Source organism: Bacillus sp. K2I17 (assembly GCF_002209985.1).
Taxonomy (GTDB): Bacteria; Bacillota; Bacilli; order Bacillales; family Bacillaceae_G; genus Bacillus_A; species Bacillus_A wiedmannii.
On sequence record NZ_NJGF01000001.1, the window covers coordinates 421,906 to 434,615 of the forward strand.

The 12,710-nt window shown below is 35.0% G+C and carries 16 protein-coding genes and 1 pseudogene; 4 read left to right on the forward strand and 13 right to left on the reverse strand.

Annotated features, from left to right (window positions below; all coding sequences use genetic code 11):
- Positions 1-10 precede the first annotated feature (10 nt).
- The 10 genes from CER22_RS02410 to gcvT all read right to left on the reverse strand — a co-directional run bounded on the left by CER22_RS02410 (position 11) and on the right by gcvT (position 8,094).
- Complete coding sequence (locus CER22_RS02410; RefSeq protein ID WP_088608143.1) at positions 11-634, reverse strand: ABC-2 transporter permease; 624 nt, start codon at positions 632-634, stop codon at positions 11-13.
- A gap of 32 nt (positions 635-666) precedes the next feature.
- Entirely contained in the window at positions 667-1,299 is a 633-nt protein-coding gene (locus CER22_RS02415; RefSeq protein WP_088123390.1) for an ABC-2 transporter permease, read from the reverse strand.
- Positions 1,300-1,313: 14 nt separating this feature from the next.
- Positions 1,314-1,982 carry an ABC-2 transporter permease gene (locus CER22_RS02420; RefSeq protein WP_001249437.1) on the reverse strand — a complete coding sequence of 223 codons (669 nt, stop codon included), beginning with the start codon at positions 1,980-1,982 and terminating at the stop codon, positions 1,314-1,316.
- Entirely contained in the window at positions 1,963-2,835 is an 873-nt protein-coding gene (locus tag CER22_RS02425; protein ID WP_088123391.1) for an ABC transporter ATP-binding protein, read from the reverse strand. The genes CER22_RS02420 and CER22_RS02425 overlap by 20 nt, the downstream gene beginning before the upstream one ends.
- 3 nt (positions 2,836-2,838) lie before the next feature.
- Positions 2,839-3,213, reverse strand: coding sequence for a GntR family transcriptional regulator (locus CER22_RS02430; protein ID WP_001021351.1), 375 nt, complete (start codon positions 3,211-3,213; stop codon positions 2,839-2,841).
- A gap of 116 nt (positions 3,214-3,329) precedes the next feature.
- On the reverse strand, positions 3,330-3,521 hold the full coding sequence (locus CER22_RS02435) for a hypothetical protein (protein WP_000535935.1): 192 nt from the start codon (positions 3,519-3,521) through the stop codon (positions 3,330-3,332).
- 70 nt (positions 3,522-3,591) lie between these two features.
- Positions 3,592-3,795 (reverse strand): DUF3929 family protein, encoded by a 204-nt coding sequence (locus tag CER22_RS02440; RefSeq protein ID WP_000639158.1) that lies wholly within the window; start codon positions 3,793-3,795, stop codon positions 3,592-3,594.
- 362 nt (positions 3,796-4,157) lie between these two features.
- Positions 4,158-5,633 (reverse strand): aminomethyl-transferring glycine dehydrogenase subunit 2, encoded by a 1,476-nt coding sequence (gene gcvPB / locus CER22_RS02445; protein ID WP_000795689.1) that lies wholly within the window; start codon positions 5,631-5,633, stop codon positions 4,158-4,160.
- Positions 5,630-6,973 (reverse strand): aminomethyl-transferring glycine dehydrogenase subunit 1, encoded by a 1,344-nt coding sequence (gcvPA, locus tag CER22_RS02450; protein WP_000903246.1) that lies wholly within the window; start codon positions 6,971-6,973, stop codon positions 5,630-5,632. Before gcvPA ends, gcvPB begins: the two co-directional genes overlap by 4 nt.
- A gap of 20 nt (positions 6,974-6,993) precedes the next feature.
- Positions 6,994-8,094, reverse strand: a complete 1,101-nt coding sequence (gene gcvT, locus CER22_RS02455) for a glycine cleavage system aminomethyltransferase GcvT (protein WP_000631766.1) — start codon at positions 8,092-8,094, stop codon at positions 6,994-6,996.
- 392 nt (positions 8,095-8,486) lie between these two features.
- Here gcvT and CER22_RS02460 point away from each other — a divergent pair, with 392 nt between their 5' ends.
- A complete protein-coding gene (locus CER22_RS02460; RefSeq protein WP_046956347.1) occupies positions 8,487-10,169 on the forward strand; it encodes a DEAD/DEAH box helicase in 1,683 nt (560 codons plus the stop codon).
- The gene (locus CER22_RS02465) at positions 10,156-10,950 is read left to right on the forward strand and encodes a YqhG family protein (protein WP_001183978.1); all 795 of its coding nucleotides are present in this window, start codon (positions 10,156-10,158) and stop codon (positions 10,948-10,950) included. Before CER22_RS02460 ends, CER22_RS02465 begins: the two co-directional genes overlap by 14 nt.
- Positions 10,951-10,986: 36 nt before the next feature.
- Here the strand turns inward: CER22_RS02465 and CER22_RS33580 are convergent, their stop codons facing one another.
- Positions 10,987-11,118: a hypothetical protein gene (locus CER22_RS33580; protein ID WP_000064661.1), complete on the reverse strand. Its 132-nt coding sequence runs from the start codon at positions 11,116-11,118 to the stop codon at positions 10,987-10,989.
- Between the two features lie 97 nt (positions 11,119-11,215).
- Entirely contained in the window at positions 11,216-11,443 is a 228-nt protein-coding gene (locus CER22_RS02475) for a hypothetical protein (RefSeq protein WP_000032702.1), read from the reverse strand.
- 73 nt (positions 11,444-11,516) lie between these two features.
- Between CER22_RS02475 and CER22_RS02480 the strand changes: the two are divergent.
- Positions 11,517-11,634, forward strand: a pseudogene (locus CER22_RS02480) (GTP pyrophosphokinase).
- 140 nt (positions 11,635-11,774) lie between these two features.
- On the forward strand, positions 11,775-12,407 hold the full coding sequence (locus CER22_RS02485; RefSeq protein WP_001073110.1) for a VC0807 family protein: 633 nt from the start codon (positions 11,775-11,777) through the stop codon (positions 12,405-12,407).
- A 66-nt stretch (positions 12,408-12,473) separates the two neighbouring features.
- Here CER22_RS02485 and CER22_RS02490 read toward each other — a convergent pair whose 3' ends face one another.
- Positions 12,474-12,674 carry a YqzE family protein gene (locus tag CER22_RS02490; RefSeq protein WP_000106081.1) on the reverse strand — a complete coding sequence of 67 codons (201 nt, stop codon included), beginning with the start codon at positions 12,672-12,674 and terminating at the stop codon, positions 12,474-12,476.
- Positions 12,675-12,710 lie beyond the last annotated feature (36 nt).

Here is a 12,710-nt window from a genome sequence, read left to right on the forward strand (position 1 = left end):
CACTCCCTCCTTATAAATCACGCTCATTATACAAATGAATTGAGAAAAACATGGACATAACATATAAAAGAAGCAGCCCTGCTATAAAACAAATATTTACGACTAAACTCGTGTTCCAAGCATTTTCTACATCTAACCAGACGTTACTTACAATCAGTCCACTTAAATACCCCAATGCAAGTCCGGCGAACGGAGCAATTTGTTTTACACTGCTATATCCTACTGAGAATTCAATCGGAAGTACAATTATGCTACAAACAACCCCACCTGTTATACCTCCGAGAATTTCTCCACACAGCATAAATCCAGTCATATATTCATTTTGTAGCTGTAGTAAACCAACCACTAGTGAGAAACATCCACCTAAAGCAACTAAAATACTTACAAATACGTATCTCCCTATGACAATATCTTTACGGTCAAACGGTAAACTATTTACTATCAGTTCGCTTTTATTTTTCCCCTCATAACTCATTGACAGTATCATACCAAGAGTAGGTACAAACATGCTAAATGTCATCAAAAAACTATCACTACGAAAATCAACAATGAGCAGGAACAAGAAACATATAAGATAAACAAACCCTAACTTTCTTTGCATCATCATATCTTTTAAAACTAATTGCTTGATCATGTATTACACCCCCTAATATGAAAATGTCCCTTCTATAACTCTGCCTCCTGAAACATTTTCATTGAGAGAAACATTGATATGACTATACTTACTAACACTCCGATACCAAGAACACTCATTGCTAGTGTAGCCTCTTGAGAGTGGAGTACTTTTAACATAATTGTTTTATCCCCAAAAATATTGCACATAAGACCAATCATACCCATTAAAGGAAATAGCATAATCACATTCAAGACAGTAATAGCTTTATATCCCCCAATGTAATTAGCAGGTATCGTTACTACACAATAAATCAAAGTTGCTACTATTGCTGAAAATATTGCATATCCAGGAATAACTATATCTCTGTTCAACAAAATATTTCCTAATATTACGACTATAGAAGTTATACTCAAACCGACTATAATAAATAATGTGCTTGAAATATATTTAGCTATAACTATCTCTTTTCTCATTATAGGCAAACTCACTAATACTTTTTCTGTTTTACTTTTTTCTTCATAATAAAAAGAAATATATATAATCGTACTACATGTTATAAATAATCCTATTGCAATCCCCATCGGTTCTACGGAATTTCTAAAAACAGATAAAATAGGTATTAAAAAATATAAAGGAAACATCTTCTTCTGTAAGAAAAACTCCTTCAAAATCAACTGTTGCATATGAATTCCCCTCTCTATAAATCACGCGTTTCATACATTTTAATTGTAAGAAACATAGAAACGATATAGACACTAGCTAATATAATTCCTCCAACTATAAATACACCAATATGCATAGGATTCATAATCCACTCAAGGAATGAAGGTGTTGTTTCATTCAGCCCATCACTAATAAATATCCAAAGTATACCCCCCACTCCTATTGATGCTGCTGATACTAGACTTCTTGCTACCTTCGATTTTGTACCATAATAACTAGGGAAAAAAGTGACAACCAAAAATACGGCGTAAACAGCTCCATTTATTACTTCATACCATGGAATTTCAATGTATAGATTCGGATGATAGGCACCGATATCACCAATGACCACAATGCCTCTTACAAGAAAAACAACTAACATCGTAGAGAGTATGCCACCAACAATAAATATTGCACTGGAAACATATCTAGCAATTATGATATCCTTTCGGCTTACCGGTAAACTATTTATAATAATGTCACTGTTATTCCTTTCATCCATAAAAGTTAACGTCATAACGGAAGAAAGGGTTATAAATAGACAACTCATCGAAAATAACAATTCACCACTTGGATCTAACATAAATAATACAAGAGGCATAATTAGATTCACTAACCACGTTACCCGAAAAAAGAACAAATCTTTATAGATGAGCTGACGCATAAGCACCTCTCCCTTTTGCGGTGTAAACGATAATATCATCTAATGTAGGCTTTTCTAGTACAACCTCATTTCCAAACCAATCGATAATTGCTTGTTTATCCTTCGCTAAACCTTCGAAACCAAATTTATTTTTTCGTAATCCAACAAATAATTCTTTTCCTTCTCGGTCTAATAAATCATTACTTCCTTTTACGATTACGTAGTTCTCCATTAGTTCATCTTTCTCACCAGTAAATATAATTTCTCCATCATTGATGAACGTAATATAATCTGCGATGCGCTCTAAATCTGTTGTAATGTGCGTTGAGAATAATACAGATACTTCATCCTCCATTACAATTTCTTGCAAAATATCAAGTAATTCACTTCGAACAACTGGATCTAATCCTGCTGTCGGTTCATCCATAATGATAAACTCTGCGTGATGTGAAAGTGCGATAGCAATCGCAAATTTCATTTTCATCCCTTTTGATAGTTCTTTAATTTTTTTATACTTCGGAACTTGTAATCTGTGCATATACGATTGATACTGCTCTTCGTCCCACTTTTTATATAACGGTGCAATAATACGTTTCATTTGTTCACACGTTAAATCTTCGTAGTAATGATTTTCATCATATACAAAACCAATATTTTGTTTTATTTCCTTTTCAGCTTTCTTATTGTCTTTGCCAAAAATTTTTATATCACCGCTATCTTTTCGAATTAAATTCATAATCATTTTGATTGTCGTACTTTTCCCTGCGCCATTCGGTCCGACAAATCCCATAATATATCCGCGTGGTAACGTAAAACTTATATTTTTCACTACAAAATCTTGATAACTTTTACAAACATTTTTTAGCTCTAACATCTCTTATTCCCCCTCATATAAACACGCAATCATCTGCTGTAAATCTTCAAGTGAAAGCTGCAACGCTTTACTTTCATTTACAATCTCTTCCGCTTTACTTTCCAATAGACGAAGCCTTTGTTCTTTTAGTAGTTCATTATTTTTACGTGAAACATAAGTCCCCTTCCCAGCAACAGTTTCTATATATCCTTCTTTTTCAAGCTCCTCGTACGCACGCTTCGTTGTAATTACACTAATTTGTAATTCCTTCGCTAAGCTACGAATAGACGGTAATTGGTCTCCACCCTTTAAACCACCATTTAAAATAAGCTGGCTTAATTGTTTTCTTATTTGTACATAAATAGGGTCTTGGGAAGAATTCGAAATAATAATATTCATGTTTTCCTCCAGTGTGTATATACTGTATATACCTTATATATACAGTATATACACAACATCCTATTTTTGGCAAGAAAAAAAGACCAACATTTTCCTGTTGGTCTTTCGTATATGTATCACTTTTCAAAGCGATCTAACATCTCATCTCTCATTCCGAAACTCACTACCGCAATTCCTACATACATAAACAGAAGGAACGCCGGATGAACTGTGTTGTACCAAGTGCTATCAACAATTAAATAAATCGTTAATGCTACAACAAGAACAAACGCTAAGATAAACATATAAAAGTGTCTTGTACTACCCATAATAAACTCCTCTCTTCTCTCGTCACCATTCAACAGTATATTGTATCGAATAATTCGATATGACTCAAGGTTAACTTTCTGTTATGTAATCAAGTTCCACCTTTACAATGTCCTCACATGCTATTGAAATGATTGTTCCTTTCTTATCAATTGCCGTCACTTCTCTATTATCCATTACACGATGTGCTACTCTTTCTAATACTTTTCCTTGATCTCGATAACAAAATTCTTTTACATCTTTAATCGTTTTTCCGTTTTCTAAATGGTATATCATTCTATAACACCGATATCCCACATTTTCACCCCCAACTTGCTCGTTTTTTCACATATACATAAAAATGAGTCATTCCTATCTCATTGCATCTTCTTAATTTCAATAAAATTCTAACAAAAATAAATACTTTTATCAAACTGACTTTTTCAACAAAATCACCTATGAAACTACTTCTTTACACCATTATGAAACAAAAAATATAAAATTTTAACATTTTCTTCACTAGTTCTGCATAAAGTGAAACTTTAATCAGCGGGGGATTTTTGTTCATCCCCATTGATTATCAGCCCACAAATCGCGGGACAAATTCTCCATACAAAAAAAGAACCCGCATATAGCGAGTTCTTCCTTTGTTATTCTAATTAAACTTGTACAGGAGCTAGCTTTTCATAACGTAAAACTGGTTTACGAGCGGCCAATGTTTCATCCAAACGTTTAATTACCGTTGTATGTGGCGCTTCTTGTACAACTTCTGGATTTTCTTCTACTTCTTTAGCAATTTGAATCATCTTATCAATGAAACCATCTAATGTTTCTTTTGATTCTGTTTCTGTCGGCTCAATCATAATACATTCTTCCACATTTAATGGGAAGTAAATTGTCGGTGGATGGTAACCGAAATCAAGCAGGCGTTTTGCGATATCTAATGTACGTACGCCAAGTTTCTTTTGGCGACGACCTGATAATACAAACTCATGCTTACAATGTCTATCGAACGGAAGATCATAGAATGGTGCTAATCTTCTCATCATATAGTTCGCATTTAATACCGCATACTCCGTTACTGCACGTAGTCCATCTGGACCCATAGAACGAATGTATGTGTATGCACGAACGTTAATTCCGAAGTTACCATAGAATGGTTTTACGCGTCCAATTGCTTCTGGACGATCATAGTTAAAGTGATAGCCATTTTCCGTTTTCTCTAAAATTGGTTTTGGTAAGTACGGAATTAAATCAGCTTTCACACCTACTGGACCCGAACCTGGGCCACCGCCGCCGTGAGGACCTGTAAATGTTTTATGAAGGTTTAAATGCACAACGTCAAATCCCATATCTCCTGGGCGCGCTTGGCTTAATACCGCATTTAAGTTTGCACCATCATAGTATAATTTACCGCCTGCGTTATGGACGATTTCTGCCATTTCTAAAATATTTTCTTCGAATAGACCTAATGTATTAGGATTTGTTAACATAAGTGCTGCTGTTTCTTCGTTTACAACACGTTTTAAATCTTCTAAGTCAACAAGACCATGTTCATTTGATTTTACTGTAATTGTTTCAAAGCCAGCTACAGTTGCAGATGCTGGATTCGTTCCGTGAGCAGAGTCAGGAACAATTACTTTCGTACGGTTAAAGTCACCATTTGCTTCATGGTATGCACGAATTAACATTAAGCCTGTCCATTCTCCGTGTGCACCAGCTGCTGGTTGCAATGTAACAGTATCCATACCTGTAATCTCAATTAAGTGCTCTTGTAAGTCGTACATTAATTCCATTGCACCTTGTACTGTCTTTTCATCTTGTAATGGATGAATATTTGCAAATCCTGCGAAACGAGCTACATTCTCATTAATTTTCGGATTATATTTCATCGTACAAGATCCAAGTGGATAGAATCCAGAATCTACACCGTGGTTACGGTTTGAAAGTGCTGTATAGTGGCGCATAATGTCAAGTTCAGATACTTCTGGTAGCTCTGCATCTTCTACTCGAATATAATCGCTCTCAAACACATCTTCTAGTTTCACTTCTTCTACATCTAATTTTGGTAGGCTATATCCTATGCGTCCTTCTTTACTCACTTCAAAGATAAGTGCTTGGTCTTGATTCTTCATTGGATAGCCCCCATTTCGTTTACAAGTGTGTCAATTTCCTCTTTTGTACGAAGCTCAGTTACTGCTACAAGCATATGGTTCTCATGCTCTTTATAATCACGGCCTAGGTCGTAACCGCCGATAATATTCTTTTGTAATAATGCATCGTTTACTTCCTTCACTGGACGCTTGCAATCTACAACAAACTCATTGAAGAATGGTCCAGCAAATGTTACAGTGAAGCCTTTCGCTTCAAATTGACGTTTTGCATATTGTGCTTTAGAAATGTTTTGACGTGCCATTTCTTTCACACCTTGTTTACCAAGTGCCGTCATTGCAACTGATGCTGCTAATGCATTTAACGCTTGGTTTGAACAAATGTTAGACGTCGCTTTATCACGGCGAATATGCTGTTCACGTGCTTGTAACGTTAATACAAATCCACGTTTACCATCTGAATCTACAGTTTGTCCAACAAGACGTCCTGGAATTTTACGCATAAATGCTTTCGTTGTTGCAAAGTAACCACAGTGTGGTCCACCAAACTGCGTTGGAATACCAAATGGTTGTGCATCACCGATTACAACATCAGCACCAAATTTTCCTGGTGGTGTTAATGCGCCTAATGATAATGGGTTTGAAGAAACGATAAATAATGATTTTTGTTGATGAACGATTTTTTCAATATCAGCTAATTTTTCAACTTGTCCGAAGAAGTTTGGATATTGAACGATTACACAAGCAACTGTATCATCTACTTCACTTTGTAATACGTCTAAATCTGTTACACCATCTTTATGATTAATTTCAACAACTTCAAGATGTTGACCTTTTGCATACGTTTCAAGTACTGCTCTTGATTCTGGATGAACTGCACTAGATACAAGAATTTTCTTTTTGCGAGTATGGCCAGCTGCTAGCATTGCCGCTTCAGCTAAAGCTGTACCTCCGTCGTACATAGAAGAGTTTGCTACATCCATTCCTGTTAATTCACAAATCATTGTTTGGAATTCAAAGATCGCTTGTAATTCCCCTTGTGAAATTTCTGGTTGGTATGGCGTGTAAGCTGTATAAAATTCCGAGCGAGAGATAACGTGATCTACAATTACTGGAGCGTAATGATCGTATACACCTGCTCCTAAGAAAGAAGCATATTCTTTTAAGTTAGCATTTTTACTAGCCATTTGAGTTAACTCTTTTAAAAGCTCTGGCTCTGATTTTGCTTCTTTAATTTTTAAATCCCCTTTAAAACGAACACTCTCTGGAATATCAGAGAATAACTCATCGATCGTTTGAACGCCGATCGTTTGTAACATTTCTTTTTTGTCTTCTTCTGTCATTGGAAGATAACGATGCAACATGAAATCTACCCCTCTCCCCGTTACTTTGAACGTTTATAAAATGGTGTTGGAACAACTACTGCTTTGACGCGTTTATTACGAATTTCAATTTCTACTTCTGTATCAACTGCTGCGTATTTTACATCAATTAGTGCTAAACCAATGCTTTTCTTTAACGTTGGAGATTGTGTACCACTCGTTACTTCCCCGATTTTTTCTTCTCCAATAAATACAGGGTAATGTGTACGAGGAATTCCACGTTCGATTACTTCGATGCCGACTAATTTACGAGGCGCACCGTTTTCTTTTTGCTCTTTTAACGTTTCTTTTCCAAAGAAGTCTGCTTCTTTATTTGGTTTTACCGCAAAGCCGATGCCAGCTTCAATTGGTGTAATATCTTTTGATAATTCTTGACCATAAAGTGGTAATGTTGCTTCGAAGCGAAGTGTATCGCGAGCACCTAAACCACATGCTTTTAAGCCTTCTTCTGCTCCAACTTCAAGAAGTTTTTCCCAAAGTTTTGCAGCATCTTCACTCTTACAGTAAATTTCAAATCCATCTTCACCTGTGTAACCTGTACGAGATACAAGTGCTGGAATTCCATCTACAAGAATATCGTTTTTAAATTTAAAGAACTTAATTTCTTTCAAATCTTCTGACACAACTTTTTGTAAAATGCCTTCTGCTTTTGGACCTTGAATTGCAAGCTGTGCAACTTCACTAGAAACATTGACTACTGTCGCATCGCCAATTACATGGCTAGCTAACCATTCGTAATCTTTCTCGATATTTGATGCATTGATTACTAATAAATAGTCTTCTTCACCACGTTTGTAGATTAATAAATCATCTACTGTACCACCATTTTCGTAGCACATAGCTGTATATTGTGCGCCTCCTACCTTTAAGGTAGAAACGTCATTTGTAACAACACGTTGTAAAAATGCTAAACTATCTACACCTTTTACCTCAACTTCTCCCATATGAGACACATCGAACAAACCTGCAGCCGTACGTACAGCTTCATGTTCTTCTTTAATGCTTGAAAATTGAACTGGTAATTCCCAACCACCGAAGTCGATTGTTTTTCCACCATACTTCGCGTATACATCAAATAACGGTGTACGTTGTAATGTAATCATGCTCTCTCCCCCTTATGCTTTGACAAATCAATAAAAGTTGCTCGCCATATCTAAACATTTTCACTCTGAAAAGATAGGATATACGGAATCTCATTATATTTTTTTATGAAAGCGTAAATAAAAAATCACTTTCTTGGATAAAATACGAAAGATTCCACACATTTCACACCATTATCCTAACATTATTCGCTATATTTCATCAATATTCTAGCATAAAAAATAATTTAGAATTTTTCATTCTTAATCTTATTAAATACAATTTTCAAAATTTAGCCCTTTATCTTTTCCTATTCTTTAATTTTCAGCAAGTGTAATAGAGCCTTATTACAAGGCTTATATAATAAAGATTTTTTTAATAATTACTTTAGTTTATAAAAGGTGGGAGAGTCGTAATGAATGTCGATATTTCCGTAGATAGAACGTGGCAAAACAATTTTTTAAATAGAATTAACGAAGATGGTCCTTGGACAAATTGGGATTTATATCATTTAGCTTATAAAACAGAAAAATCGTTACTTGTTCCTACTTTCGATGGATTACAAGCACCGAAGCATTTATCTCATTTCACACCACTTCCTCATCAATTAGAAGTCGCTCAAAATGTCATTGAACAAATGAATGGTAAAGCGATACTAGCAGATGAAGTGGGACTTGGGAAAACGATTGAAGCTGGGCTTATTTTAAAAGAATATATGGTCCGCGGCCTTGTGAAAAAAGTACTTATACTCGTCCCTGCCTCTCTCGTATCACAATGGGCATACGAATTAAATACAAAGTTTTTTATTCCAGCTGTAGCCCAAAAGAAAAGCTACTCGTGGGAACAAGCCGATGTGATTGTATCATCAATTGATACTGCAAAACGTTCACCGCATCGCGATATCGTTTTGAATTTAGAATATGACCTTATTATTATCGATGAAGCACATAAACTTAAAAATAATAAAACAAAAAACTATGAATTTGCACAACGATTAAAAAAGAAATTTTGCTTATTATTAACCGCTACGCCTGTTCAAAATAAGATTGATGAAATTTTCAACCTCGTTTCTTTATTAAAGCCAGGACATTTAGGCAATCAATCCAACTTTGAAGAATATTATGCTTCAAAAAATCGTTCCGCCGAATCTGATGAAGATTTAAAATCTCTTATTAACAAAGTGATGGTCCGAAATCGACGTCATAATACCGGAATTGATTGGCCAAAGAGACATGTACGTACAATTTTTGTTGAGTTTAATGAAGAAGAGCAAGCTTTGTATAATGGTATTGAAAATTGGCGAGGACAAGATGCCTTCACATCTGCTTTCTCATCGTTAACTTTAAAACGGGAAGCGTGTAGTAGTCGTGAAGCTGTTTACTATTCATTAAAAAAACATGTGGAAAAAAGGCAGAAAGAAAATGAGCATTACATAAAAGACCCGCATATTGATGTGCTAATGGACAAAATTAATCATATTCCTTTCAACTCAAAAGCGAATAAAGCACTAGAACTTATAAAAGAAATTGACGATAAAGTCATTATTTTCACTGAATATAGAGCTTCACAAATGTATTTACAATGGTTTTTACAACAACACGGTATTTCTTCCGTTCCATTCCGCGGCGGGTTTAAACGTGGGAAGAAAGATTGGATGAAGGAGCTTTTCCAAAACCACGCACAAGTATTAATTGCAACTGAAGCTGGTGGTGAAGGGATTAACTTACAGTTTTGTAGCCATATGATTAATTATGACTTACCGTGGAATCCAATGCGTCTTGAACAAAGAATCGGACGTATTCACCGTCTTGGTCAAAAGAATGATGTTCATATTTATAACTTAGCTACAAAACATACTGTTGAAGAACATATTTTGAAACTGTTATATGAAAAAATCAATTTATTTGAGCGTGTTATCGGTGAACTTGATGAAATTTTAACGAGAATTAATATGAAAAACATCGACGCACATATTCAAGAAATATTTGCGCAGTCAAAAAGCGAAGGAGAAATCCGAATTAAGATGGAAAACTTAACATCTATTATCGACTTCGCGAAACGAAATGAAGCTGAGGTGCAAGGCTATGCAGCAACATGAAATTCATAATTACTTATACAATTTTTTTGAGGCGAATAACTGCGAAATTTTAAAGCGCTCCCCTCATCTATTAGATGTACAGTTAACAATTGAGATGGATAAATTATTAATGAACCGTCCTTTTTATTGGCACTATCTTGAGAAAACAGGAGGCGTACCGAATCCGATGCGCCTTACTCTTCTTACAAATCCAGAAAGTGAAGAAAGCGATGGTGAGCTTATTCACTACGGTTCACCACGTCTTCATCAAATTTTCCAAACGACAAAAGAATTAGGCTCTTACATACGTTTATATGAGGAAGTACGGCATAGCGGAGCGACACATACACCACTCCATCCTTGGCTCGGTGTAAATATTAAAGTTTCCTATCAATGTGATCGAAAAAAAGACATCCTTCACTCCATTGGGATTCATCTCATTTCTGGCACAATGATTGCAAACTTTCATGAAACATTAGCTAAAATTAAACTTACACCGAAAATACCTGACTTTTGCTTTACGCTCTCGCCTATCATTAAACCGCAAAGCGGTTTACAACGTATAGAGGATGCTTTAAAAAATATTATTGCAGAAGATGACCATACGTGGGCGAAAGAAGCAAGAGTGCGCTGGAATCACGATTTAGATCTTTTAAATCGTTTTTATGAAGAAAGTGATGAACTCCCCGAAAGCTATGAAATTGAAAAACAAGCCTTGCAAGAGCAATATGAACCACGCATTACAGTACAAATTATTAACGGCGGACTCTTTTATGTTACCGCGAATCATTTTCTTTCTTAAAAAGCCCCTTCTGTTTTAGAAGGAGCTTTTTTTGAGTTATCCTCTATCGCCATTACGCTCTTGTTGTTTTTGCTTTGCCATACGTTTTTGATGCGCACGATCCTTTGCGCTCACATGATTAGCATCAGTTGGAAGATTTTCTTTTGAACGACCAATTCCATTACTCATCTTTATCACTCCTTTTTATATCTTTCAAAATACATCCTTATTTTCAGCTAGAGATACAATCCTTATACAAAAAAATAAGAGCAGCCATTGGCTACTCTTACTCACTCACATATTTTTGAAACATATCATGGATGCCTTTATTTACGAGGTTCGAGATCTGCTCGTCAGATTTATTCGGATAACGATCACGCAATCTGATAGATGCCTTCACCATTAAATTTTCTAATACAGAACGGCCACCTTCTCCATAAATAATTTCAGCATACTTAACAAGCCTTCCATCCTCTACTGTTGCTGGATTATGATTGAAGAAAAATTTACTCATTGTCTCCACCTCTCTATTTTGATAACGTTTACATTTATATAGATTATTTATGTTATTTATTTCACAATATTGTATGCATGTATATTTAATTAGTTTCATTATAAAGCAACATATCGATAGTAAATATGTGATTTTCCGTCCATTTTGTGAACAAACCAAAAAATGAAAGCGTTTCCTTTATTATATACTAAAAAAACTTACTACGCTAGGGGCAATTTTTTCAATCTACTAATCCCTCAAAAAGTGATATATTTTTTCTTTTCCCATTAAACATTATACAATTTTCAGAAATTATATTATAAAATATATGTATGACTTAAGGAGGATTTATATGAATCAAAATAAAAAAGCTATATTAGATCTTGTCTTTTATCTCGTAATCCCATTCCTCATTTGGAAATTTGCAAAACCTTATATCGATCCTTATTACGCGATGTTACTTTCCTCTGTTCCGGGGATTATTTATACACTGTATACCTTTAAAAAAGAAAAACAGTTTAACGTAACAGGATTCTTTATTTTAATTACACTCATTTCTAATACAACGGTAGACCTATTATCTGGATCAGCTGAACGAATGTTATGGAACGATGCGTATTATCACATCGTGCTCGGTATTATCGTTATATGTACCATTTTTATAAAAAAACCACTTATGTTATATTTCGCAGCAGATATTGCCGCATTGCAAGGCCATGACCGTGATAAAAGTCGTGAACTGTATCGTGATAGTCGTATCTATCCAGCACTACAATATTTAACGCTATTTTTCGGGCTACAATTCATATTAAAAAGCTTCTTAAAAATTTATTTCATCTCTGTTTTCGGTGTAGATGGCTATGGTGAAATGAGAGCGATTATGACCGCTGTTGGATGGGGCATTTCCATTTGTATCGGAATTGGATTTGTTTGGGTAAACAACAAAATACATGCTGTTACAGAAGAAAAAGAATCTGTACAGTAAATGAAAATCCCCTAGTAGCATCATACTACTAGGGGATTTTCATTTACTACACATATTACGAAATCGTTAACTTGATTTTTTTCTTTTATTTTTTACGTTTCGATAAAACAAAGCAGCACTAAGCGGCATAACACCAAACCACTTATTCATAAATGGCTCTTTTTCAGCACGGCGTTGTTCTTTCTTTTGTTTACGATCTTCTTTTGGAGCATCCATATACGACACAAACTGCTGTGTCACAAAGCGAACATAATCATTAGTAGACATATTATCATCACCTCTACTTGATTAGTATGTCCACTT